General features: G+C 54.6%; 20 protein-coding genes. 16 read left to right on the forward strand and 4 right to left on the reverse strand.

Going from position 1 to position 24562, the window contains the following annotated elements; translation table 11 throughout:
- Nucleotides 1–81: 81 nt before the first annotated feature.
- The 3 genes from BQ5462_RS04980 to BQ5462_RS04990 are packed head-to-tail and all read left to right on the forward strand — an operon-like array spanning nt 82 to nt 2439.
- Nucleotides 82–573, forward strand: coding sequence for a nitroreductase family protein (locus tag BQ5462_RS04980; RefSeq protein ID WP_071142313.1), 492 nt, complete (start codon nt 82–84; stop codon nt 571–573).
- Between the two features lie 43 nt (nt 574–616).
- Entirely contained in the window at nt 617–1108 is a 492-nt protein-coding gene (locus tag BQ5462_RS04985; RefSeq protein WP_071142314.1) for a GNAT family N-acetyltransferase, read from the forward strand.
- A 14-nt stretch (nt 1109–1122) separates the two neighbouring features.
- Nucleotides 1123–2439 (forward strand): L-cysteine desulfidase family protein, encoded by a 1317-nt coding sequence (locus BQ5462_RS04990; protein WP_071142315.1) that lies wholly within the window; start codon nt 1123–1125, stop codon nt 2437–2439.
- Between the two features lie 88 nt (nt 2440–2527).
- On the opposite strand, the gene BQ5462_RS04995 is transcribed toward BQ5462_RS04990, so the two are convergent.
- Entirely contained in the window at nt 2528–3058 is a 531-nt protein-coding gene (locus BQ5462_RS04995) for a cysteine hydrolase family protein (protein WP_071142316.1), read from the reverse strand.
- 64 nt (nt 3059–3122) lie between these two features.
- A complete protein-coding gene (locus BQ5462_RS05000; RefSeq protein ID WP_083378076.1) occupies nt 3123–4421 on the reverse strand; it encodes an HlyC/CorC family transporter in 1299 nt (432 codons plus the stop codon).
- Nucleotides 4422–4505: 84 nt separating this feature from the next.
- Here BQ5462_RS05000 and BQ5462_RS05005 point away from each other — a divergent pair, with 84 nt between their 5' ends.
- From BQ5462_RS05005 to BQ5462_RS05015, 3 genes are read left to right on the forward strand one after another with little or no spacing between them, the layout of a single operon-like run.
- The gene (locus tag BQ5462_RS05005; RefSeq protein WP_159429674.1) at nt 4506–5180 is read left to right on the forward strand and encodes a M48 family metallopeptidase; all 675 of its coding nucleotides are present in this window, start codon (nt 4506–4508) and stop codon (nt 5178–5180) included.
- Nucleotides 5177–6136: a serine hydrolase gene (locus BQ5462_RS05010; protein WP_071142317.1), complete on the forward strand. Its 960-nt coding sequence runs from the start codon at nt 5177–5179 to the stop codon at nt 6134–6136. The genes BQ5462_RS05005 and BQ5462_RS05010 overlap by 4 nt, the downstream gene beginning before the upstream one ends.
- The gene (locus BQ5462_RS05015; protein WP_071142318.1) at nt 6133–7524 is read left to right on the forward strand and encodes an NAD(P)/FAD-dependent oxidoreductase; all 1392 of its coding nucleotides are present in this window, start codon (nt 6133–6135) and stop codon (nt 7522–7524) included. The genes BQ5462_RS05010 and BQ5462_RS05015 overlap by 4 nt, the downstream gene beginning before the upstream one ends.
- Before the next feature lie 99 nt (nt 7525–7623).
- Here the strand turns inward: BQ5462_RS05015 and BQ5462_RS05020 are convergent, their stop codons facing one another.
- Complete coding sequence (locus BQ5462_RS05020) at nt 7624–8136, reverse strand: hypothetical protein (protein WP_071142319.1); 513 nt, start codon at nt 8134–8136, stop codon at nt 7624–7626.
- 181 nt (nt 8137–8317) lie between these two features.
- On the opposite strand from BQ5462_RS05020, the gene BQ5462_RS05025 reads away from it, so the two are divergent.
- The 8 genes from BQ5462_RS05025 (at nt 8318) to pyk (ending at nt 21246) form a co-directional block, all read left to right on the forward strand.
- Nucleotides 8318–9925 (forward strand): MBL fold metallo-hydrolase RNA specificity domain-containing protein, encoded by a 1608-nt coding sequence (locus BQ5462_RS05025; RefSeq protein WP_071142320.1) that lies wholly within the window; start codon nt 8318–8320, stop codon nt 9923–9925.
- Nucleotides 9926–10050: 125 nt separating this feature from the next.
- Nucleotides 10051–11871 (forward strand): translational GTPase TypA, encoded by a 1821-nt coding sequence (gene typA, locus BQ5462_RS05030; RefSeq protein ID WP_071142321.1) that lies wholly within the window; start codon nt 10051–10053, stop codon nt 11869–11871.
- A gap of 139 nt (nt 11872–12010) precedes the next feature.
- The gene (locus BQ5462_RS05035; protein ID WP_071142322.1) at nt 12011–12334 is read left to right on the forward strand and encodes a cell division protein SepF; all 324 of its coding nucleotides are present in this window, start codon (nt 12011–12013) and stop codon (nt 12332–12334) included.
- A gap of 56 nt (nt 12335–12390) precedes the next feature.
- A complete protein-coding gene (locus tag BQ5462_RS05040; RefSeq protein ID WP_071142323.1) occupies nt 12391–15810 on the forward strand; it encodes a DNA polymerase III subunit alpha in 3420 nt (1139 codons plus the stop codon).
- 236 nt (nt 15811–16046) lie between these two features.
- The gene (locus BQ5462_RS05045; RefSeq protein WP_071141821.1) at nt 16047–17240 is read left to right on the forward strand and encodes an ISL3 family transposase; all 1194 of its coding nucleotides are present in this window, start codon (nt 16047–16049) and stop codon (nt 17238–17240) included.
- 330 nt (nt 17241–17570) lie between these two features.
- Nucleotides 17571–18362 carry an electron transfer flavoprotein subunit beta/FixA family protein gene (locus tag BQ5462_RS05050; RefSeq protein WP_071142324.1) on the forward strand — a complete coding sequence of 264 codons (792 nt, stop codon included), beginning with the start codon at nt 17571–17573 and terminating at the stop codon, nt 18360–18362.
- 12 nt (nt 18363–18374) lie between these two features.
- The gene (locus BQ5462_RS05055) at nt 18375–19397 is read left to right on the forward strand and encodes an electron transfer flavoprotein subunit alpha/FixB family protein (RefSeq protein WP_071142325.1); all 1023 of its coding nucleotides are present in this window, start codon (nt 18375–18377) and stop codon (nt 19395–19397) included.
- Nucleotides 19398–19497: 100 nt separating this feature from the next.
- A complete protein-coding gene (gene pyk, locus BQ5462_RS05060) occupies nt 19498–21246 on the forward strand; it encodes a pyruvate kinase (RefSeq protein ID WP_071142326.1) in 1749 nt (582 codons plus the stop codon).
- Nucleotides 21247–21375: 129 nt separating this feature from the next.
- Here pyk and BQ5462_RS05065 read toward each other — a convergent pair whose 3' ends face one another.
- Entirely contained in the window at nt 21376–22455 is a 1080-nt protein-coding gene (locus tag BQ5462_RS05065) for an acyltransferase (protein ID WP_071142327.1), read from the reverse strand.
- Nucleotides 22456–22584: 129 nt separating this feature from the next.
- Here BQ5462_RS05065 and BQ5462_RS05070 point away from each other — a divergent pair, with 129 nt between their 5' ends.
- Together BQ5462_RS05070 and trkA are read left to right on the forward strand one after the other, a co-directional pair.
- Nucleotides 22585–23091 (forward strand): hypothetical protein, encoded by a 507-nt coding sequence (locus tag BQ5462_RS05070; protein WP_071142328.1) that lies wholly within the window; start codon nt 22585–22587, stop codon nt 23089–23091.
- 105 nt (nt 23092–23196) lie between these two features.
- Nucleotides 23197–24552, forward strand: coding sequence for a Trk system potassium transporter TrkA (trkA, locus tag BQ5462_RS05075; RefSeq protein WP_071142329.1), 1356 nt, complete (start codon nt 23197–23199; stop codon nt 24550–24552).
- Nucleotides 24553–24562: the final 10 nt, after the last annotated feature.

The raw sequence follows: 24562 nt of genomic DNA on the forward strand, positions 1-24562 counted from the left end.
GAAAAACGATCTTTCTGATGAGTGATTTTATGCTATCATAAATAGATCATCAAAATTTATGTTTGAAAGGTGGCCTTGTCTATGGAAAATCTGTTCCATCGCACCAGTGTACGGAAATATCTTGCCAAATCCGTCGAAAAAGAGAAAATCATACAGATCCTGCGGGCGGCCATGGCAGCTCCTTCTGCCTGCAATCAGCAGCCCTGGCGGTTTACGGTTGTCACAGAACAGGGCTTGATTGAAAAATTGGCCCAGGTCAGCCGGTTCTCCACCTTTGCGGCGGCCGCCCCGGCATTGCTGGTCATCAGTTTCCGGAAGGACTGCCCGCTGCCGGAATTTGCTCCTGTGGATACCAGTGCGGCCCTGGAAAACCTTTGGGTAGAGACAGATGCCCAGGGCCTGGGCGGTGTATGGATGGGTGTTTATCCCCGTGAGGAGCGGATGGCGGCTGTGGCCCAACTGGCAGGGCTGCCCGGAGAGGAAGAAGCCTTTGCCATGTTTGCTTTGGGGTATCCGGACCAGAAAATCGCACCCCATGACCGGTTCCACGAAGAATGGATCCGATGGAAATGAAGACCTGTGGTGGGAATGATGGAAGGAAAGGAAAGGTAAAAACATGGAATTGCGGTATGCAAAACCCCAGGATGTGAAGGATATCGCCAACCTGGAGGCTGTCTGCTTCCCTCATGCAGAAGCGGCTACACCGGAATCCATCCAGGATCGGGTGGCGGCGTATCCCAATCACTTCCTCCTGCTGTTTGATGGAGGCAAGCTGGTTTCCTTTGTGAATGGACTGGTGACGGATGAACCGGATCTGACTGACGCCATGTACGAACATGCAGATATGCACAACGAAAAAGGGGCCTGGCAGATGATTTTCGGGGTGGATACGGACCCCGCCCGCCGGAAACAGGGACTGGCCGGGAACGTGCTGCAGCACTTCATCGATGCGGCCCGGAAAGAAGGCCGCAAAGGAGTGGTCCTGACCTGCAAGGACCGTCTGGTCCACTATTACGCCAAATTCGGATTCGTGGATGAAGGCATCTCCGGTTCCACCCACGGGGACGTGGTGTGGCACCAGATGCGGCTCACTTTCAATGGGAAATAAAAGGAGGACGGACAATGGAGAAGACCGATCAGAAATACCAGACCTACGTGGAAATCCTGAAGGAAGAACTGGTGCCGGCCATGGGATGTACCGAGCCCATTGCGATTGCCTACGCCGCGGCCAGGGCCCGGGAAGTCCTGGGAGCCCTGCCGGACAGGGTGGAAATCGGCGTCAGCGGGAATATCATCAAGAACGTGAAGAGCGTGGTGGTGCCCAATACGGACGGCCTGCACGGCATCGAAGCGGCGGCTGCGGCCGGGATCGTTGGAGGCAAAGCGGAAAAACAGCTGGAAGTAATCGCAGACGTGACACCGGAGCAGAAAGCACAGATGAAGGACTTCCTGAAAAAGGTGCCCATGCAGGTGGAAGCGGTGGACAATGGACTGATCTTCGATATCATGGTGAAGCTGTTCCATGGAACGGACAGCGCCCTGGTCCGGATTGCTCAATACCATACCAATATCGTGCTGATACAGAAGAATGAAAAGACTGTCTATGAAGCGAAAAAAGACGGGGGCACCGGCTGTGCGGACAATGCTGAGGAAATGGGCATGACCGGCAAGAACCTGCTGAACATCAAGGACATCCTGGATTTTGCCAACACCTGTGACATCGAAGATGTAAAACCCATACTGGATCCCCAGATCCAATGCAACACCGCCATTTCTGAAGAAGGACTGCTGGGCAACTACGGTGCCAATATCGGTTCCGTGCTGCTGAAGACCTACGGCAGCGACATCAAGAATCGGGCTGTGGCCAAGGCAGCTGCCGGGTCCGACGCCCGGATGAGCGGCTGTGAACTGCCTGTGGTGATCAACTCCGGCAGCGGCAACCAGGGCATTGCCGTTTCCGTTCCCGTCATCGAATATGCCAAGGAACTGAATGTGACCAAGGAAAAACTGTACCGGGCCCTGGTGCTGTCCAATCTGATCGCCATCCATGAAAAGACCGGCATCGGACGGCTGTCCGCCTACTGCGGAGCGGTAAGCGCCGGGTGCGCGGCGGGCTGTGGCATCGCCTACCTGTACGGGGAAGGGTATGACGCCATCAGCCATACCCTGGTGAACGCGCTGGCCATCGTCAGCGGGATCATCTGCGACGGGGCGAAGGCCTCCTGTGCCGCCAAAATTGCATCCAGCGTGGAAGCCGGCCTGCTGGGCTACTCCATGTACAAGAGCGGCAATGAATTCAAAAGCGGCGATGGCATTGTGAACAATGGGGTGGAGGCCACCATCAGGAACGTGAGCCAGCTGGGCCGGGAAGGGATGAGAGAAACCGACCGGGAGATTATCAAGATCATGCTGGCACCCCAGCCGGAGGTAAAAGAATAAAGCGATGCGCGGCGGCTTGTCACAGTCTCTGGGCAAAAAGAAAGACCCATCCGATCCTGGGATGGGTCTTTCTTTTTCATGGAACGGATCATTCCACAATGATCTGGCAGCTTTTCATGGTTTCCAGGGCTGCCCGGTGTTTTTCCGGGGTTACGCCGGCACAGCAGCGGCTGTCCACTTTGATGGGCACTTCCGGCAGGGCCGCTTTCAACAGCAGGGCATTGCTCACCACGCAGATATCGGTACAAAGGCCGATGAGTTCGATGCTGGTGATGGGCTGTACCTTGTTGGCCTCTGCCAGCTCCCGGGCCAGTTTCACAGAACCGAAGCAGGGCTTCTGGATCACCGGCCAGTGGTGTTCCTGCTGCAGCTTTTCCAGGCCGGGGATCAGGCGCCATCCCGGGGTGTTCTTGATGCAATGCTTCACGGGCAGCAGTTTGCCTTCCTGGGTTTCCAGGTAGTCACTGCCGTGGGTGTCCTGGGTGAAGATCACCTTGCCCGGGAAATGGGCCACTTTTTTCATTACGTCCAGGGTGATGGCCTGGGCCGCCTCGGATCCCAGGCTGCCGCCTACAAAATCATTCTGCATATCTACCACAATCAAAAACGGATTGCTCATGGGGAGTCCCTTCCTTTCATCTGTTTTGCTTTAGCAAAGGGCTGGGAGGAGAAGATCCCATCTTCTATCCTTCCGCCGCATCTTTTTTCGTGGGCCGCACTTCCACGATGATTTCCTGCACCCGGTGCTCGTTGGCCCTTGTCACCGTTACGTGCAGATTCTTGCAGTCGAAGCTGTCGCCTTTTTTGGGGATGGTTTCCAGGGTATCCACCACCCAGCCGCTGATGGAGTTGTTCTCCAGGCCGTAGTCGTCTATGTCCAGATCCAGCACCTTGAACAGGTCGAACAGGTTGGCATTTTGGGAGTTGGAGGAACAGGACACCAGGACCCGGTTCTTGCCCAGCCGGCGGAAGGAGGAAATGGCCTTGTCATGTTCGTCCCAGATTTCACCCACCAGCTCTTCCACGATGTCCTCAGTGGTCACCAGGCCCCGTACGGTGCCGTAGCTGTCCATGACCATAGCCATTTCCACCTTGGCTTCCTGCAGGGTCTTCAGTACCCGGGAAATCTTGGTGGACTGATGGACCAGGGCGGCTTTCTTGATGACTTTCTTCAAGTCGAACTGGGGATTCTGCAGGTACGCTGCAAAAAAGTCCTTGGCGTGGAGGATGCCGATGATCTCGCCATAGTCATCCTTGAACACGGGCAGACGGGAGAACCCGTGGCTGCGGAACAGCTTCAGGGCCTCCGGCGTTCCTTCGGAGATATCCATGGCCACCATATCCACCCGGGGGGTCATGATCTCCCGTACCCGGATGTCACTGAACTCGATGGCGCTCTTGATCAGCAGGCTGTCCTGCTTGTTGATGCCGCCACCGCTTTCCACTTCGTCCACCATAAGCAGCAGTTCATCTTCCGTGGCCGGTTTGCGGCTGTTCTTCTTGCCCAGGAACTGGGCGGCCAGCCGCTTCAGCTGCCGGAACAGAAAGTTCAGGGGTGTGAACAGGAACACCAGGATCCGGAGCAGACCGGCGGTCTGCATGGAGTAATATTCCGGGGCGTCGCTGGCAGCGCTTTTGGGGAGGATTTCTCCGAAAATCAGGATGATGATGGTGGTAACCACCGTGGCCAGGGCCAGGCCCGAAGGACCGAAGGCCGCTGTAGAGACAGCGGCTGCCAGGGACGCCGTGGCGATGTTCACCACGTTGTTCCCAATCAGGATGGTGGACAGGGCATCATCGAAACGGTTCAGCAGCTGCAGGGCTTTCCGGGCCTTGGGGTTGCCGCTTTTGGCCAGATTCTTCAGCCGCAGTTTGTTGGCGCCGGTAAGGGCTGTTTCTGCCGCAGAGAAGAAGCCGGAAAAAGAGATGAAAATCACCAGGATCAGCGTCAACGCTGCTGTGGGGATTTCAAATGTATCCATATTTTACACTTCCTTTATGGGTATGGCTTCATTATAAGAGAAAGTATGACAGTGGTCAATGTTCTATGCTATAATAGGAACGCTATGGGTATCGAAGAAATCATGAAAAGCGCCCGGATCGTCCAGTCGGCCCGCCGGACCATCGGGTTTGAAGTCCGCGAAAGCGGAACGCTGCTTTTGCGGGTCCCTTACGGCTGTCCCAAAAGCCTCTGGGAGCAGGCAGTGCACAAAAAAGAACAATGGATCTGCCGGGCGGTGGAACGGGTCCGGACGGAGAACCGGGAGTACCATACCCTGGAACTGCGGGAGGGGGAGACCTTCCTGCTGTTTGGTGCGCCCTGCACCCTGCATCGGGTCCCGGGAAAGGGATTTCGGCAGGAACCCGGGAATCTTTATATGGGCATGGAGGAGAACCGGGCCACCCTGGTGGGGTATCTGTCCGCCCGGCTGGGGGAGGTGCTCTGGGACCTGGTGCGGTCTTACGCCCTGGTACTGGATCTGCCTGTACCTCGGGTGAAATGGAGCCGGGCCCGCTCCCGCTGGGGGTACTGCAATTACAGGGGAGAAATCGGGTTCTCCTGGCCTCTGGTGTTCTGCTCCCGGGAGGTGATTGCCTATGTGGTGGTCCACGAGCTCTGCCACCTCCGCAACATGTCCCATAACAAGGCCTTCTGGCAGGCTGTGGCCCGGGTGCTGCCGGATTACAAGGAACGGGAAAACTGGTTGAAAGTCCATAGAAAGGTCATGTTTACATTATGAGTATCAACAAGAAAATCCTGCTTTGTTTCATTGCCCTGGTGGTGATCGGGATCATCTCCATCACCCTGCTGCACCGCAGCCCCAAATACCTGGAGCAGCAGCAGACCGCCCAGAATGCCCAGCTGGTCCATTCCCAGGACACCAAGCTGCCCTATGCCTATCTGAATAACGTAATCGCCCAGAGCGGGGCTGCCTGCTCGGTGTACTACCATTCCCTGGATACCGGGGAAGTGTTCTACAATTATTCCGGCAAAATGCCTGCCGGTGATCTGATCCGTCCCTACGTGGCGGCGGCTGTACTGCGCCAGGTGGAAGACAGGGACCTGGCGCTGGATGAAGTCTACACCCTGCGGGAAAAGGACCTCCGGCCCCACAGCCCGGTCCTGGGGAAACTGCCTGCCGGCAGCAAACTGACGGTGCAGAATCTGCTGGAAGCCATGATCCTGCAGAACGATACCACGGCCCTGTATAAACTGATCTGGATCGCCGGCCGGGAAGACATGAACGAATGGCTGTCCAAACAGGGGTATGCAGATACGGTGATCGGCAGCCATGATCTGCCCACCCAGGAAAATGCCCAGGATGGCCTGGCTCCCAAAGAGAAACGGGAACTGAGCTATACGTCTGTGAACGATATGGTGAACCTTTTGACCAGCCTGTACCAGGGCAAATGTATCAGTCGGGAAAAGGATGCCTATCTGCTGGGTCTGCTGCAGAAACAGCCGGAACGGGATATGCTGGGGGCCCTGCTGCCGGATAAGGTGAAAATAGCCGGGTACCAGGCGAACCATGGCCAGGTACTGGGGGCGGCCGGCATTGTCTATGCCAAGGAAAAATATGTTCTGGTGGTCATGATGGATAAGGCGGTACGTCCAGAGGAAACCCGCAAGACCATCAACCAGATCTCTTCGATTATCTTCAATACGGTCAATGACAAAGAGGTGTTCAAAAAATGACGAAAAAAGTGGACGTAGCCATCATCGGCGGCGGTCCTGCGGCCATTTATGCGGCCTATGAGTTCGTACTGAAATATCCCAAGGTCAGCGTGCTGATCCTGGAGGAAGGCCATGCCATCGATTTGCGGAACTGTCCCATCATTGCAGGCAAGGTGGAAAAGTGCATCCGGTGTACCCCCTGCAGCATCATGCGGGGCTTCGGCGGTGCCGGGGCCTTCTCCGACGGCAAGTACAACTTCACCACGGAATTCGGCGGCTGGCTCAGCGATTACATCCCCAAAAAGACGGTGATGGAACTGATCGACTATGTGGATGAAATCAATCTGAAGCACGGGGCCCCCGGGGAAGTATATTCCACCAAGAACTGTAAAATCGGCCGGGAGGCCCTGGGACACGACCTTCACCTCCTGAATGCCAAGGTGCGCCATCTGGGTACGGACAACAACCGGAAGCTCATGGCCAGCATCTATCGGTTCCTGATGGACCATGGCATCCAGATCCAGTGCGACACCCAGGTGGAGACCTTCAAGCCCTGCGACGGGGGTTACGAAGTGTTCCTGAAGGACAGCGATGAGACTGTGAAATGCACGTATCTGATCGGCGCACCGGGCCGGGCCGGTGCCGAATGGTTCTCGGATCAGTGCGAAGCCTTGGGCCTGGAACTGACCAACAACCAGGTGGATGTGGGCGTCCGGGTGGAAGTGCCGGCGGCGGTGTTCCAGCACATCACCGATGAGGTGTACGAAGCCAAGCTGGTCTACCGGACGAAGCAGTATGGTGACCGGGTGCGGACCTTCTGCATGAACCCCAACGGATATGTGGTGGCGGAGAACACCGATGGCATCGTCACGGTGAACGGCCACAGCTTCAGCGACCCCAAGAAGAACAGCGGCAACACCAACTTTGCGCTGCTGGTGAGCAACCGGTTCACGGAACCCTTCAAGGAACCCCATCGGTATGGCAAGCACATTGCGTCCCTGTCCAACATGCTGGGGGGTGGTGTGCTGGTACAGCGGTTCGGAGACCTGATCAAGGGCCGGCGGACCAATGCCCATCGACTGAGCCAGAGCTTTCTGCGGCCCACGCTGAATGCCGTTCCCGGAGATTTGAGCCTGGTGCTGCCCAAACGGCATCTGGATAATATCATTGAAATGATCTACGCCTTGGACAAGGTGGCGCCGGGCACGGCCAATGACGATACCCTGCTGTATGGGGTAGAGGTAAAATTCTACAGCAGCCGGCTGGAACTGGATGACCGGCTGGAGACGAAACTGCCCAACTTCTTTGCCATCGGTGACGGGGCCGGCATCACTCGGGGCCTGAGCCAGGCCAGCGCCAGCGGCGTATATGTGGCAAGGATCATCGGGGACAGGATGAAAATGATGTGATCCCATTATAGCAGCGGCTGGTGGATGGTGAGTCGTTGTCAGGGAAGGACAAAAAATAAGGCTGTGAAGAAATGGATCCTCATTTCTTCACAGCCTCTTTCAGTTGTTCAAAAATACCGCTTTCAGGGCATTGCACAGTTCCATGCCCAGGGTGTCAGGGCTCAGCGGATACCAGGAGGGATCAGGGAATTTTTCTCCATCCACCTTCTGACCCAGGCCGTTGTACCGGTACTGCACCAGGTCGGAGACCACCCGCAGCCGCACATCATACTGGGATTGGAGGAGCAGGGTCCTGGGCGCAGTGCCCGGGGCCTTTTTGTTCACCCATTTGTTCCACAGGGTGATGATCCCGCTTTTGGGGTCTGCTTTCAGGGTCCGGGAATCGTAGTACACATCGTAGGTACTGTTGCTGCCCACCAGGGTCCAGGCAGCCTCCTCGTCGGTGGGAGGCACCGGCAGTTTTTCCGGGATGGCCGTTTTTTGGACGTCTCCGGAAAGGGCTGTTTTTACGGTTGTTTTGGACCCGGATGCCGCTTCATCCAGGGGCACAGAGACACCTTTTTGTGAACCATTTGTTACAGAAACCGTTTCTTTTTCCGCCGCATCAGCCATTGGGCCCCCAAAAAGCAGGAATGGGACGGTGCAGAGCGAAACAAAACATATAGGAAGGAAATGGCTTTTTTTCATCATAGACATCCTTTCATCAAGAAAACCATGGGACTATTGTACCACATCAGAGAAAAATATGGTGTACTGAAGTGTGGAAAAGTCCGGAACCAAGGAGGCATGCTCCATGAAAATCCGTTTTTTGGGCGCTGATAAGATCGTGACCGGTTCCTGCCATCTGCTGGAAGTGGGCGGCAGGAAGATCCTGCTGGACTGCGGCATGTTCCAGGGCCCCAAAGTCATCAAAGACCTGAATCGCCGGCCGTTTGCCTTCAATCCCGGTGAAATCGATGCGGTGATTTTAAGCCATGCCCACATCGATCACAGCGGCCTGCTACCCAAACTGGTGAAGGAAGGGTTCAAAGGGTTCATCCACTGTACCCACGTTACAGAAGAACTGTGCCAGATCCTGCTGCCCGACTGCGGCCATATCCAGGAATCTGATGCGGAAGTGGCCACCCGGAAGGGGCTGCGGGCCGGCAAGAGCAGGGTGGAACCTTTATATACGGCGGACGATGCTTACCTGTGCCTGAAGCATTTCATCACCCATGATTACGATGAGAACATTGAACTGTACCCGGGTATCACCTTCCGGTTCCGGGTGGCAGGCCATATCCTGGGGAGCGCACTGGTGACCCTGGAACTGGAAGAGAACGAGAAGAAAACGAAGCTGATCTTTACCGGGGATATCGGCCAGCCCAATGTACCCATCCTGGATGACCCTTACCAGATTTCTGGCGCGGACTTTATCATCACCGAATCCACCTATGGGGACCGGATCCACGAAAAGATCGACCGGCAGCAGGAGTTGTGCGACATCATGAAGGATGCCCTGAGCCGGGGCGGCAACGTGATCATCCCGGCTTTTGCCGTAGGCCGTACCCAGGTGATGCTGTACTACTTCCAGAAGCTGATGGCCAGCGGACAGCTGCCCCGGATCCCCATTTACGTGGACAGCCCCATGGCCATCAAGGCCACCCAGGTGATGCAGTTCAATCCGGAAGAGTACGATGAGGAGGCTACTACCATTTTCCGCCAGCAGAAGGGCAAACTCATCGACATGCCCAATGTGAAGTACACGGAGACTCCGGCGGAATCCAGGGCCATCAACGACCTGCCCAGCCCCATGATCATCTTGTCGGCCAGTGGTATGGCGGATGCCGGGCGGGTGCTCCACCATCTGAAACACAACCTGTGGCGGAAGGACAGTTCGGTGATCTTCGCCGGATACCAGGCAGAAGGAAGCCTGGGGCGGCGTCTGCTGGACGGGGCCAAAAAGGTGAAGATCATGGGAGAAGACATCGTGGTGGGGGCCAAAATCTACAACATGTCTGGCTTTTCCGCACATGCGGACAAGGACCAGATGCTGGCCCTGTACAAGGGGATGGAGCAGAAACCGAAATGCTTCTTTGTGGTCCACGGGGAATACGATTCAGCCAGTCATTTTGCCCACCTGCTGAATACGGAACTGGGCACAGCCACCTACATTCCCAACTACGGGGATACGGCGGTCATCGACGGCACCGACTGGCATATTGAGGAAAGCCAGATTGTGGTGGCGGCACCGGCCATCCAGTCTCTCCGGGACTATCTGCGGAGCTTCGAAAAAGAATACCTGGCCTACAAGGGCCGCATGGAACAGATCGTTACCCACGACCCCAAACGGATCCCCGATGTGCGGGGCAAGCTGGATAAGATCCGCAAATACATTGACAATGTGATGAAGACCCTGTAAAAAGTTTGACATACGCAGGGGAAAAATATATAATAGGAAAGTCGAAATCATGTAGTTTACTTTGAGGATGCTTCTTGACGAGCATCCTCTTGATTTATCTGGAAATAAGAGGGGATTGGGCTTTTATGATTAGAAATGATTTGCGTAACATTGCCATCATCGCTCACGTTGACCATGGTAAGACGACCCTGGTCGATGCCATGCTGAAACAGAGCGGTGTATTCCGGGCCAACCAGCAGGTACAGGAACGGGTCATGGACTCCAACGATCAGGAAAGAGAACGTGGTATCACCATCCTGGCCAAGAATACGTCCGTAATGCATGATGGCTGCAAAATCAACATCCTGGATACTCCGGGCCATGCCGATTTCGGCGGCGAAGTGGAACGGGTGCTGAACATGGTTGACGGCGTGCTGCTGCTGGTAGACGCCTACGAAGGCCCCATGCCCCAGACCAAATACGTGCTGCGGAAAGCACTGGAACATCATCTGAAACCCGTCGTGGTCATCAATAAGATCGACCGTCCGGATCAGCGGGTGGAAGAAGTGGTGGATGAAGTCCTGGACCTGTTCATCGAACTGAACGCCAACGACGATCAGCTGGACTTCCCGGTGGTGTACTGCTCCGCCAAGAAGGGCATTGCCAAGCTGTCCATGGATGATGAAAGCGACAACCTGGAACCCCTGTTCCGCACCATCATCAAGAGCATTCCCGCTCCCGACGTGGATGTGGATGCACCGCTGCAGATGCTGGTCAATACCCTGGACCATGATAACTTCGTGGGCCGGATCGTGGTGGGCCGTGTGGTCCGCGGGACCATCCACAACGGTGAACAGGTGTGCCTGATGCACGATGACAAACGGACCAACGAGAAAATCGGCCGTCTGTACACCTACGAAGGCCTGAAACGGGTGGAAGTGCCCGAAGCCAAAGCCGGTGACATCATTGCGCTGATCGGTCTGGCTGACGCTGAAATCGGCGACACCATCGCTGATGTGGACAATCCCGAACAGCTGCAGGGCATCAAGGTGGACGAACCTACTCTGTCCATGACGTTCTCCGTGAACGACAGCCCGTTTGCCGGCCAGGAAGGCGACTTCATCACCAGCCGTCACCTGCGTGACCGTCTGTATAAAGAAGTGGAAACCAACGTTTCCATGAAGGTGGAAGATACCGACAGCCCCGATACCTTCAAGGTATCCGGCCGTGGCGAACTGCATCTGTCCGTGCTGATCGAAGCCATGCGGCGTGAAGGCTTCGAACTGCAGGTGGGCAAACCGACCGTAATCATGCACCGGGACGAAAACGGCAAGCTGCTGGAACCCATGGAAGCACTGACCATCGAAGTGCCGCAGGACTTCATGGGCCCTGTGATGGAAGGCCTGGGCATCCGCAAGGCTGAACTGCAGAATATGACCGAAGTGGCCGGCTACCTGCGCATGGACTTCATCATCCCTGCCCGTGGCCTGATCGGCTTCCGGAACCAGTTCCTGACCGATACCAAGGGGAATGGCATCATGAACCACGTATTCGCCGGCTGGGGCGCATACAAGGGCGATATCCCCGGCCGTACCCGCGGCAGCCTGGTGGCTTTTGAAGCCGGTACTACCACCGCTTACGGTATCGATAAATGCCAGGCCAGAGGCACCATGTACGTGAACCCGGGCGAAGAAGTCTACGAAGGTCAGATCGTGGGCGAAAACAGCCGGGAAGATGATATGGATGTGAACCCCTGCAAAAAGAAGCACGTATCCAATATGCGTGCCGCCGGGTCCGATGATGCGGTCCGTCTGGTACCGCCGCAGACCTTCTCCCTGGAAGGGGCTCTGGAACACATCAACGACGATGAAACGGTGGAAGTCACTCCCAAGAGCATCCGCATGAGAAAGAAAATCCTGTCCCGTCTGGAACGGGCCCGCACCCGGGCGCGCAACGCACGGGCGTAATGAAAAAGGCTGCCGCTTTTGCGGCGGCCTTTTTTGCTAGGGGCTGCGAGCCTGGAGCCACGAGCCGAAGGAAAAAATTTGCCAAAGGCAAATTTTTTGGTGTACAATAAGATGATACCAAGAAGGGAGGAGGTCGCCTATGTTTGCCCGCTTTCAATCTCATAAGGACGTGCCGGAAAAACCGGAGGAAACCCGGGATAACGGCCTGACCCTGCTCACCACACCCAATCTGGATCTCTGTCTGCGGACGCCGGCCAGTCTGGAGGATATCGTCCCCTATGGCCAGCTGATCATGGAGGGCAAGGGCCTGCTGCTCTGCCTCAACGACCTGGCGGAGCCGGATAAGGTCCGGGCCCAGGATTATCTGGCCGGGGTGGCCTACACCATTGGGGCCACCGAAACAGAAGTATCACCGGAAGTGACCATGTACCTGCCGGGAGAAGTGAATACCATTCATGAGTAAGGCCATTTGAGTGGGGCTGCCCTGTGTGGCAGCCCTTTTTTAACGAAGGAGAAGCCATGTCGTCCCAATTTGTCCATTTACATACCCATACCCAGTATTCCCTGCTGGATGGGGCCTGCCGGATCCCGGACCTGGTGGCCTATGCCAGGGAACTGGGTATGCCGGCCCTGGCCATCACTGACCATGGGGTCATGTACGGGGTCATCGAATTCTATCAGGAATGCAAAAAAGCCGGCATCAAACCCATCATCGGCTGCGAAGTGTACATCACCTCCGGGTCCCACCTGGACAAGAGCCTGGAGTCCCGCAGCAAGCTGTACCACCTGATCCTGCTGGTGGAGAACAAGACGGGCTACCAGAACCTGATGAAAATCGTTTCCATCGGAGAAGTGGAGGGATTCTACTACAAGCCCCGGATCGACATGGACGTGCTGCGCCAGTACCATGAGGGCCTGATCTGTCTGTCCGCCTGCGTGGCCGGCGAGGTGCCCCGGCACATCCTCCGGGGAGAACTGGAGACCGCGGAAAAGGTCATGCTGGAATACCTGGACATCTTCGGGCGGGATCATTACTACCTGGAAATCCAGAACCACGGTCTGCCGGAGGAAACCACTGTGCGCCAGGAGCTCCATGCCCTGGCCAGGAAGCATGGCATCAAGCTGGTGGCCACCAATGACCTTCACTATATCCATAAGGAGGATGCCGCAGGCCAGGACATCCTGCTGTGCATCCAGACCAACGCCCGGTACCTGGATCCCCAGCGGATGCGATTCAACAATGATTCCTACTACCTGAAGAGCCGGGAGGAGATGGAAGAACTGTTTCCGGATGACCCGGAGGCACTGGACAACACCCTGGAAATTGCCGACAAATGCAATCTGGAACTGGAATTCGGCCATTTGCTGCTGCCGGAATTCCCCCTGCCCGAGGGGGAGACCATGGACGGCTTCCTGCGGAAACTGTGTGAACAGGGCTTCCCTTCCCGGTATCCTGATGATGACGGTACGGCCCGGAAACGGATGGAGTATGAGCTGGGCATCATCAGGCAGATGGGGTATTCCGGGTACTTCCTGATCGTATGGGACTTCATCAACTATGCCCGTACCCATGACATCCCTGTGGGGCCCGGCAGAGGCAGTGCCGCCGGCAGTATCGTGGCGTACCTGACGGGCATCACCAGCATCGATCCGCTGAAGTACAACCTGATCTTTGAACGGTTCCTGAACCCGGAACGGGTGAGCATGCCCGATATCGATACGGATATCTGCTACGTGAAACGGCATCTGGTGGTGGATTACCTGGCCCGGAAATACGGAGAGAGCCATGTGGCCCAGATCATCACCTTCGGGACCCTGGCGGCCAAGGCGGCCATCAAGGATGTGGGACGGGCCATGGACATTCCCCTGAACGTGGTGAACCAGGTGAACAAGCTGATCCCCAATACACCAGGCACTACCCTGAAAGGAGCCCTGGAGGGCAGCCGGGAATTGCGGCAGCTGCGGGATCAGGATCCCAATATCGCCCAGTTGCTGGACTTTGCCCAGAAGGTGGAAGGCATGCCCCGGCACACCTCCACCCATGCGGCAGGGGTGGTCATCACCCCCGGGGAACTGACGGACTATGTGCCCCTGCAGATCACCAGCAGCAGCGACGACGAACATGAATATATCTGTACCCAGTATGACAAGGACCGGTCGGAGAGCCTGGGCCTGCTGAAAATGGACCTGCTGGGTCTGCGGACCCTGACTGTGATCGACGACGCCCTGAAGATGATCAAAAAGAATAAGGGTGTGGATGTGGACATCCGCAGGATCGACCTCCATGATCCCAGGACCTGCAGGATGCTCTGCGACGGGGATACAGCCGCTGTGTTCCAGATGGAAAGTGACGGCATGACCCGGCTTATGAAACAGCTGGCTCCGGAGGGCTTCGAGGATCTGATCCCCCTGGTGGCCCTGTACCGTCCCGGGCCTCTGGGCAGCGGCATGGCAGAGGACTTCATTGCCGGTCGTCACGGGAAGCGTACAGCCCAGGTGCTGCACCCGCTGATGGAACCCATCGTGGCGGATACCTACGGGGTGATCCTGTACCAGGAGCAGGTTATGCAGATCGTATCCGCCCTGGGGGGATTCACCCTGGGCGAAGCCGATATCCTGCGCCGGGCCATGGGCAAGAAAAAGGCCAAGCTGCTGGATTCCATGAAGGAAAAGTTTCTGGACGGGGCCGAAAAGCTCCATGGCATCAGCCGGGAACTGGGCGAGAAGATCTTTGCGCTGCTGCAGCATTTCGCCGGTTATGGCTTCAACAAATCCCATTCGGCTGCCTACGCCCTGGTGGCCTATGACACCGCCTGGCTGAAGGCCAACTATCCGGTGGAATACATGGCGGCCTTCCTGAACAGCATCATCACCGTGGCGGACAAGGTGAGCTGGTACATCGGCATCTGCCGTGACATGGGCATCCAGGTGCTGCCTCCGGATATCAACACCAGTGAAGCAGGCTTTTCCGTGGACGGCCATACCATCCGCTTTGGCCTGGGGGCCATCAAGAGTGTAGGGGATGCGGCGGTGTCCGTGATCCTGGAGGAACGGAAGAAGCGCGGACCGTTCAAGGACTTCTTCGACTTCACCCGTCGGGTGGATCTGAGCCGGGTGAACAAAAGAGTGGTGGAAGCCCTGATCAAAAGTGGATCCCTGAACGGGTTCGGATTGAAACGCAGCCAGCTGCTGGCCATCATGGATCCGGCCCTGGAAGCAGCAGCCAGCGAGCAGAGGGACCGGCTCACCGGGCAGATGGGACTGTTCGGGGAGGAGGAAATCGCCAGCGCCAACACCATCCCCATCCCGGATCTGCCGGAGATCCCTCAGGAGGAGATCCTGCGGCTGGAGAGAGAACTGATCGGATTCTATGTGACGGGCCATCCCCTGGACAAGTATAAAAACGCCCTGAAACGCCTGACCCCTCTGATCAAATGCACGGAGGAGAACTTCCAGGATGGGGAACGCATCGTGGTGGGAGGCATCATCTCCGATCTGAAGCTCCGGTCCACCAGGAACGGGGAACAGATGGCCTCCTTCGTCCTGGAAGATCTGTCCGGCAGCCTGACAGTGATCGCTTTTCCCCGGGCCTATACCACCAGCCGGAACCAGATCGACAAGGACAGGATCGTCCTGGTCAGCGGCGTACTGAAGCTGGACGAAGAGCAGGCCCGGATCTTCGCCAACAAGGTGGAACCCCTGCAGGAGGCGGCGAAGGAAGTGCACCTGACCATCGGTCACGGGCGGAATACTCCGGCGGTGCAGCGGCAGCTGGGGGGCGTGTTTGCAGCCTTCCACGGAAAGAACCCGGTGTATCTCCATGTGGAGGATACCCAGCAGGTGATCCGTACGCTGCCCAGGTTCTGGGTGGACCTGGAGGCCCCCGGGTTTGCAGAAGCAATCGAAAGGGTGCTGGGTGCCGGAAGCCTGAAGCTGTAAGAGCTGGAATTGTTTCCCGTTTAACGGAAAAATCAAAAGGAATGGAAACCATAAGACAAAGGGAATGGGGAAACCATAACCTTTGTCTTATATTTCGTGAAAAAAAGGTTCTATAATAAATGTTGGGGTCTTGTGGACACTCCTGTTCACAAGACCCCTTGTCTTACGATAAAATAAAGACATATCTAAGCTACATTTCACCTCAACCACCACGAAGAACTGAAAGGAGAATAGATATGTCTTTCTTTCATTTTATCGAAAAAAGCTTCCATTGGGAAGAGGGTTCCATAAAAGAATTTGAAAAATTGGGATCCAGCCTCCTCCTTTACGTGGAATTCACTTCTACAGCTTCTCGTTGCCCCTACTGTCATCATAAAATTCTTCATATTAAGGACTATCGGGACCAAAAAGTCCTCTTAGGGCACTGGAACACCCATCCTGTTTCTGCTATTGTTCATAAAAGAAGATTTTTTTGCCCTTGCTGCCATAAGACATTTTATGAAAAAATTCCTGGCGTCGAGCATTACCAGCGGCGTTCTAACGATGTAAAGAACAGCATCATCCAAGCCTGTTCTGAACTGGCGAGCTTTAAAGCTATTGCCAGAAGCCATGGTGTCTCTGTTTCCACCGTAATCCGGTATTTTGATGGACTTACTTTTAAAAGGCCTCTCCATCTGCCTGAAGTTCTTTCTTTAGACGAATTTCGTGGGAACGCTCATGGGCAAAGATACCAGGTCGCTGTGAATGACCCTCAGCGTCATGAAACTCTCGATATTTTGCCAAAGAGGACAGCGCTGGAATTGATTCGTTATTTTAGCCAATTTTCAAGAGCAGAGCGATTGAAAGTAAAATTTGTCGTAATGGACCTTTCGTCACTTTTCCGCAAGGTCATCAGAGCGATGTTTCCTGGTGCAACAATTATTGGTGACCGATTCCACATACAGAGACTGGTCATTTGGGCGCTTGAACGGGTTAGGAAAAATGTACAAAAGTTATTCGACGAAAAAAGAATTTATTTCAAGAGAAACAAACATATCTTGAACAAGAGGGGTGATCGTCTGACAGAAGAAGAACTGGCCAGCCTTCGGGAAATCTTGAAGCAGTCTTCAGAATTACAGAGAGCCTATGCCTTAAAAGAGGCATTCTTTAAGGTGTTTTCTATGAAAGAACGGTCTGCTGTTGCTTCATTCTTATCTCGTTGGTTATCATTAGTCGAAGAAAGTGGGGTTGAAGAATTCAAGAGTGTTATAAAGACGTTCACTGATTGGAAGACAGAGATTTTGGAAGGATTGAGTCAAGCGTATTCGAATGGTTTTACGGAAGGAATGAACAATAAGATTAAGGTGTTAAAGAGAGTAGCATTTGGTTTTCGCAACTTTGAACGATTCCGTTCTCGGATTTTACTGCTTTCGATGGTGAAATTAAAATAAAAACAGACGTGAGCAAAAATCGCTCACGTCCGTGTGTGGTAGATGAATTGGAGCTTACCCCAACATTTGACAAAGAACCGAAAAAAAGAGTTTATTTATCTTGCAATTCTGTAGAATTTTCCGTTACAGAAGTTGAATTGAATAATTTGATAATTATGAATTAGGAAGAAAAACGAAGATAATCGACTAAAAAAGATTGTATACATGATGTTCATAAAAACACTCCGGTTATCTGACAAATCTGTGCAATCCCTTGCATAGGTTGAAAACACGTGTTACAATTGGATTGTGTGGTTTTGAACTATATGATTTTTAGGAGGTCGCTTTGTAATGAACATCATTGTATGTGTAAAACAGGTACCGGATACCGCTGAAATGAAAATCGATCCGGTCACCAACAACCTCGTCAGAGATGGTGTAACCAATATCATGAACCCGTATGACCAGTATGCTCTGGAAACGGCTCTGGAACTGAAGGATCAGATGGGTGCACATGTCACTGTTATTACCATGGGACCGCCCCATGCAGAATCTGTCCTGAGAGACTGCCTGGCCGTTGGCGCCGATGAAGCCAAACTGGTCAGCGACAGAGCTTTTGGTGGCGCTGATACCCTGGCAACCTCCGCGGCCCTGGCCAATACCATCAAACACTTCGGTATTCCTGATCTGATCCTGTGCGGCCGTCAGGCTATCGATGGTGATACCGCCCAAGTAGGGCCGGAAATCGCTGAACATCTGGATCTGCCGCAGGTAACGGCTGCTCTGAAAGTCAAAGTCGACGGGGATACCGTAGTCGTTGACAGAGATAACGAAAAGATGTCCATGACCTTCACCATGAAGATGCCCTGCGTTGTAACCGTAATGCGCAGCACCGACCTGCGTTTCGCCAGCATCAGAGGCAAACTGAAAGCCAGAAAGGCTGAAGTTCCTGTATATTCCGCTGCTGATCTGGAAATTCCTCTGGATATCATCGGTAAGAAGGGGTCTCCGACTCAGGTTATGAAGAGCTTCACTCCGAAAGTTACGCAAGTCCACGGCGAAATCTTCAATGATGAAGATCCGGAAGTTGCAGTGGATAAGTTAGTGAACAAACTGATCGAAGACAAGATTATTACGAAGTGAGGTAGGGTATAAATGGCTAACACGAAGGGTTTAAAGACCGGTAACGAAAAAGATTTATGGGTCTATGTTGAACATTACAAAGGCGAACCTGTCAATGTAGTATATGAACTGCTGGGCGAATGCCGGAAACTGGCCGACAAATGCCATCAGAAACTGGCTGCCGTACTGATGACCGACGATGCCAAGAACGTTCCCCAGGACCTGATCGCTCGTGGTGCTGATCTGGTTTATGTCTGCACCGATCCTGCTTTCAAATATTATTCCACGGATGAATATACCAACGCTTTCTGCGAAATGATCGAAGAATATCATCCTTCCGCCGTATTCATCGGCGCTACCAACGATGGTCGTGACCTGGGGCCCCGTATCGCTGCCCGGATGAACACCGGTCTGTGCGCAGACTGCACCGTCTTGGACGCTGAAGAAGACGGCCTGATTGAATGGACCCGTCCTGCTGCCGGTGGTAACATCATGGCTACCATCCTGTGCAAAGAACATCGTCCCCAGATGGGTACCGTACGTCCCAAGACCTTCAAGGCTCTGGAACCGGATGCTTCCCGTACCGGTGAAGTCATCAACTACACCCTGAAGAACCATGTGGAAGACCGTGTAACCTGCATCCGCAGAGAAGAAGTGGAAGCCGAAGGCGAAATGGCCATCGACGATGCTCCGTACGTATGCTCCGGCGGCCGTGGCATGAAAGCCAAGGAAAACTTCAGCCTGCTGTATGATCTGGCCCATGTTATGGGCGGCGCCGTAGGCGGCAGCCGTGCAGCTGTGGATGAAGGTTTCGTAGAACATCCTCGTCAGGTTGGTCAATCCGGTAAAACCGTAACCCCGAAGATTTACTTCGCCTGCGGTATTTCCGGTTCCGTTCAGCACAAAGCTGGTATGAGCAAATCCGATACCATTGTTTGCATCAACAAGGATCCGGACGCTCCTATGTTCGAAATCTCCAAGTATGGTATCGTTGGCGATGCCCTGAAGATCCTGCCTCTGCTGACTGCAAAGATCAAGGCCTTCAAGGAATCCTAATTTCATAGGCGAACTGAAAAGTCCGGGCTGTCAAAGTCCGGACTTTTTTTCAAGAGAAGCATACGAGAAGGAAAAGAATCTATCAGAGGGGGATCTTCTCATGAAAAAAACGAAAATCATCTGCACCCTGGGTCCGGCCACCGATAAGAAAGACCTGCTGGTCAATATGATCAATGCCGGTATGGACCTGGCCCGGTTCAATTTTTCCCACGGTTCCCATGAGGAATGTGAAGCCCGGTTGAACCTGCTGAAGGAATCTGTAAAAGAAACCGGAAAGGTGGTTGGCTATGTGGCCGACACCAAGGGCCCGGAAATGCGTCTGGGCCTGTTCAAGGGAGATCGGACCACGCTGGTGCCCGGCCATGAATTCATCCTGACCACGGATGATGTGGAAGGGACGGCGGAAAAGGCTCATGTGAACTATGCCGGTCTGCCGGAAGAAGTGAACAAGGGCGATACCATCCTGCTGAATGATGGGAAACTGTCCCTGGAAGTCAAATCTACCACGGATAAGGAAATCCGGACGGTGGTGGTGAACGGCGGGGAAATCTCCTCCCGGAAGCGGGTGGCCGTCCCCGGCGCATTCCTGAAGCTGCCGTTCCTGTCCGATGCGGACCGTTCGGACATCACCTTTGCTGCCCAGCATGGGATGGATTATGTGGCCGCCTCCTTCGTCCGCAATGCCCATGATGCCATGGAGATCCGCCGGCTCCTGGAAAGCCTGGGATCCCATATGGGGATCATCGCCAAGATCGAGAACCAGGAAGGTGTGGACAACATCGACGAAATCCTGCAGGTGGTGGACGGCGTCATGGTGGCCCGTGGGGACCTGGGTGTGGAGATTCCCATGGAAGATGTTCCCATTGTGCAGAAGCAGATCATTGCCAAATGCAATGCCGTGGGCAAACCGGTGGTGACGGCCACCCAGATGCTGGAAAGCATGATCACCAACTACCGGGCTACCCGTGCAGAAGCCAACGATATCGCCAACTCCATCTTTGATGGCACCGACGCCATCATGCTCAGCGGGGAAACGGCTTCCGGCGCCTATCCCCTGGAAGCGGTGCAGACCATGGCCCGGATCGCCAAACGGACGGAAGAAGCCATCGACTATGTACACGTGTTCCAGCACAAGGGCATCGGGGCACAGGTCCAGATGACCGACGCCATCAGCCATGCTACGGTACAGATTGCCCAGGAACTGGAGGCCAATGCCATCATGTCCATTACGGAAAGCGGCTATACCGCCCGGATGGTGGCCAAGTACCGGCCGAAAGCCACGGTCATTGGGGTCTCTCCGGTGGAGGAGAGCCTGCGGCGGATGACCCTGTACTGGGGCGTGGAGCCTTTGAAGGGTGAAAACAAACCCAGCACGGATGCACTGATCGATGCTTCTCTGAAAGATGCGCTGGCCGCCAAACTGATCAAAAAGGGAGATTCTCTGGTGGTTACTGCCGGCATGCACGTGGGGAAGGTGGGCAGCACCAACCTGATCCAGGTGGTCAATGTGGGCGAAAAGGTGGTAGCCGGGCAGGGCATCGGCAAGAAAGCCACCAGCGGCATTGTACTTCGGGTGGAAAAGAAATCCGATCTGGATGCCTTCAAACCGGGGATGATCCTGGCAGTGGCTTCCCTGGAAAATGAAATGGGAACCAAGGCAGCCCAGGCCGGTGGCATCATCGCCGAAGAAGGGGGATTTACCTCTCCGGCAGCCATCATCGGCATCAACTACGGGATTCCGGTGATCATCGGTGCCAAAGGGGCCATGGATGCCCTGGAAACCGGTGATTTGGTCACCCTGGATGTGGCAACCGGTTCGGTGTATGCCGGAAAGATCAATGTAAAGTAAGAGCCGGGAAGCGGTTCTTGCGTTACTTTCCAAATTGTATCTAATGCATAAAAAAGAAGCTGTGAAACGTACCGGAAAATACGGTATGTTTCACAGCTCTTTTGATATAAGCAATCCACCGGTGAGGTGTCATGGTTTCTTCCATTGGTGCCAGCCTTCTGCAATCCCCCAGGAGATGCCCAGTACCAGCAGATAAAACAGTTCCAATGGGAAATGCTGCAATCCGCCTCCCCATTTCGTTACAGCGTATTCCAGTTGATCGATGAACAGGGGATGGATCAGGTAGATTACAAAAGAACGGTCGCTCATCCGTTTCAGGGCCCCTTGCAAGGGGTACCTGCCGCTTTGCAGGATCATGCTGAAGAACAGCACCGAGGCAATGGTGTACACCAGGCCGGGCAGGCTCAGCTGCTGCAGAGAGTTGATGGTGTTTTCGTAGGGCATGCCGTAGAGATCGGTCCAGCGGTAGAACATCCAGGTATTGAATCCGGCGCTGGCAGCAAAAAAAGCCGTCAAAAGGGCTTTCTTTCCGGTAATCAGCGCCTTGAAACCCTCATAATGCCGGGCAATCACGCCGCCCAGCATAAAAATGAACAGGTAGAAGAAGGGAAAGTAGTTCAGCCGAAAGTTCATCAGATTGGTCAAAAGCCAGCTCTGGGCGATCCAGCTGGGATAGGACCAGAAGTGGAAACTTCCTTCGTACAGCAGCACCTGCAGCACGAACAGCACCGCCAGGGAAAGCTTCAGTCCCACTGTTTCCATAGCTTGCATCAGTCCCCGCCACAGGGGGAACAGCAGGTAGAACCAGATCAGGATCACCAGGAAGTAGATGTGATACTGGGCCGTGCCGAAGAACAGGGAAAAGAGGATGTTGGAAGGGTCCAGGACCGAAAGATCCCGATTCATGATCGTGTAGTAGAGCAGATAGAGCAGGGAAGCAATGAGATAGGGCTTTCCAATGCTGTGCAGCCGCTTCTTCAGGAATGCCCCGTAGGAGAAAGGTTCTTCCAGGGGCTTGCTGTAGAACAGGCCATACCCGGAGATGAAGAAAAAGGCCGGCACGCTGTAGCGGCTCAGGATGTTGGTGACAAGGGCCGCAAAAGGCGTGGCTGTCTCTGCACTGATGGCCATGCTGCCCACATGGATGGCGATGACCCCCAGCATACAGATGCCGCGCAGGTTATCAAAAACAGGATTCCGTTGTTTCACAGTCGTCTCCTTTCATTCGTAACAATTCATTATAAAATGAACAGGACCCAATCACAAGCCCCTTTCTCTTGCCTTTTTGGAAATCTTTCATTACAATGGAACGTAGCAACCAAAAAGGAGGTTTCCGCCTTGAATCCGAAAATCCGTCAATTGTCCCGGGGGGCCCTGCTGCTTGCCCTGGGCGTTTTGAGCCAGCAGCTGCGTCTGGTGATTCCCCTGCCTGTCCCGGTGATGACCCTGCTCATCGGCAGCCTGGTGAATACCTGCCTGGCCCTGGCGGCCGTCCATACCTCCCGGATCCTGGCCTGGGTGGTGTGCGGGGCCCTGGCCTGCATCGCCTTCCTCCAGGGGCACATCATCGGAGCCCTGGTGCCGGTGATTACCCTGGGCAATGGTATGTTCGTGGAGATGCTGCTGATCCCCGGGGAAAAGAAGGTCCGTTATGTGGGGGCACCCTGTGCCAAGACCCTGGTGATGCTCATCGGACTGTGCGGCGTGTTCTACATGCTCCATTTCCCCATGCACCTGGTGTGGAAGATGCTCAGTGTCTTCATCCCGACCCAATTCTTTACAGGGCTCATAGGGGTCCTGCTGGCAGATGGGATCCAGAGCCGGCTGGGAAAACAGGAACGATAAAATCCTGTTTCCTTTGTAACAAAAACAGGTGGATTTTTCGGAGTGGGTAGTGTATAGTTATCGTATTGGACTTTTTTTGATTCTGGTAGTACAGGAGTTTTTTCAATGCAGATTATCGTTGTAGGCTGCGGTAAGGTGGGACGCAGCATTGTGGCTCAACTTTCCAAAGAAGATAATAATGTGACAGTGATTGACACCAATGCCCAGATCATCCGCAACATTTCCACCAACTACGATGTAATGGGCATCGTGGGCAATGGGTCCAGTTTCACCATCCTGGACCAGGCCGACCTGGCCCATACGGACATGATCATTGCGGTGACGGAACGGGATGAAGTGAACCTGCTCACCTGTGTCATCGCCAAGCTGAACAACAATAAGATCCATACGGTGGCCCGGGTGCGGAGCCCTCAGTATGCCGGGGAACTGGCCAAGCTGCAGAAGGGGCTGGATCTCACCATGACCATTAACCCGGAAATGGAAGCGGCCAAGGAAATTTCCCGGCTGCTGAACTTCCCGTCCGCCATCGAAATCTTCAGCTTCGCCCGGAACCGGATCGATCTGCTGCGCTTCCGGGTCCCTCCCATTTCCGTGCTGGTAGGGCGCAGCCTGAAGGCCATCTCCGATTTGACCACCAATCTGCTGGTATGCATCATTGAACGGAACAGCAACATCATGGTCCCCAACGGAGATACGGTGATCCAGCAGGGAGATGTGCTCACCATCATTGCCATGCCCCGGGATGCCCAGAGTTTCTTCAAGAAGATCGGCGTGCGCACCAACAAATGCAGGAATGTGATGATCGTAGGGGGCGGCCAGCTGAGCTTCTACCTGAGCAAGCTGCTGCTGAACAATCATGCCAACGTGACCATCGTGGAACGGGATATGGAGCGATGTGAAGAACTTGTGAATGCCCTGCCCGGCGTTACGGTGGACTGCGGCGACGGTACGGAAAAGGAACTGCTGGAGGAAGAGCATCTGGAGAATATGGATGGCTTTGTGGCCTGTACGGGCCTGGACGAAGTCAATACCATCCTGTCTCTGTATGCCATGAAACATGTGGGCCGGAAGGTGGTCACCAAGGTGAACCACGTGGACTTCGGCGACGTCATCGAAGGGCTGCAGCTGGACAGCATTGTGAACCCCAAGGAACTGACCGCCCAGAAAATCGTGCATTATGTGCGGGCTGCAGGCAACAGCCTGGAATCCAATGTGGAGACCCTGTACAAGCTCATGAACGGACGGGTGGAAGCCCTGGAATTTTTGCTGGAAAAGAAATCTTCCATCATCGGAGTGAAACTGGCGGATCTGAATTTGAAACCCAATGTGCTGATTGCCGGCATTGTCCGGGACGGACGTCTGATCATCCCCGGCGGCCAGGATGCCTTCCAGGTGGGGGATACGGTCATTGTGGTGACCACCCATCTGGGCTTTCACGAAATCTTCAACATCCTGGCGTAAGAAGGAGTCT

Source organism: Acidaminococcus timonensis (assembly GCF_900106585.1).
In the GTDB taxonomy this organism is placed as follows: Bacteria; Bacillota; Negativicutes; order Acidaminococcales; family Acidaminococcaceae; genus Acidaminococcus; species Acidaminococcus timonensis.

Coding starts and splice junctions, on each gene's coding strand:
- BQ5462_RS04980 (WP_071142313.1), top strand. CDS start 82: ATGGAAAATCTGTTCCATCGCACCAGTGTACGGAAATATCTTGCCAAA.
- BQ5462_RS04985 (WP_071142314.1), top strand. CDS start 617: ATGGAATTGCGGTATGCAAAACCCCAGGATGTGAAGGATATCGCCAAC.
- BQ5462_RS04990 (WP_071142315.1), top strand. CDS start 1,123: ATGGAGAAGACCGATCAGAAATACCAGACCTACGTGGAAATCCTGAAG.
- BQ5462_RS04995 (WP_071142316.1), bottom strand. CDS start 3,058: ATGAGCAATCCGTTTTTGATTGTGGTAGATATGCAGAATGATTTTGTA.
- BQ5462_RS05000 (WP_083378076.1), bottom strand. CDS start 4,421: ATGGATACATTTGAAATCCCCACAGCAGCGTTGACGCTGATCCTGGTG.
- BQ5462_RS05005 (WP_159429674.1), top strand. CDS start 4,506: ATGGGTATCGAAGAAATCATGAAAAGCGCCCGGATCGTCCAGTCGGCC.
- BQ5462_RS05010 (WP_071142317.1), top strand. CDS start 5,177: ATGAGTATCAACAAGAAAATCCTGCTTTGTTTCATTGCCCTGGTGGTG.
- BQ5462_RS05015 (WP_071142318.1), top strand. CDS start 6,133: ATGACGAAAAAAGTGGACGTAGCCATCATCGGCGGCGGTCCTGCGGCC.
- BQ5462_RS05020 (WP_071142319.1), bottom strand. CDS start 8,136: ATGGCTGATGCGGCGGAAAAAGAAACGGTTTCTGTAACAAATGGTTCA.
- BQ5462_RS05025 (WP_071142320.1), top strand. CDS start 8,318: ATGAAAATCCGTTTTTTGGGCGCTGATAAGATCGTGACCGGTTCCTGC.
- typA (WP_071142321.1), top strand. CDS start 10,051: ATGATTAGAAATGATTTGCGTAACATTGCCATCATCGCTCACGTTGAC.
- BQ5462_RS05035 (WP_071142322.1), top strand. CDS start 12,011: ATGTTTGCCCGCTTTCAATCTCATAAGGACGTGCCGGAAAAACCGGAG.
- BQ5462_RS05040 (WP_071142323.1), top strand. CDS start 12,391: ATGTCGTCCCAATTTGTCCATTTACATACCCATACCCAGTATTCCCTG.
- BQ5462_RS05045 (WP_071141821.1), top strand. CDS start 16,047: ATGTCTTTCTTTCATTTTATCGAAAAAAGCTTCCATTGGGAAGAGGGT.
- BQ5462_RS05050 (WP_071142324.1), top strand. CDS start 17,571: ATGAACATCATTGTATGTGTAAAACAGGTACCGGATACCGCTGAAATG.
- BQ5462_RS05055 (WP_071142325.1), top strand. CDS start 18,375: ATGGCTAACACGAAGGGTTTAAAGACCGGTAACGAAAAAGATTTATGG.
- pyk (WP_071142326.1), top strand. CDS start 19,498: ATGAAAAAAACGAAAATCATCTGCACCCTGGGTCCGGCCACCGATAAG.
- trkA (WP_071142329.1), top strand. CDS start 23,197: ATGCAGATTATCGTTGTAGGCTGCGGTAAGGTGGGACGCAGCATTGTG.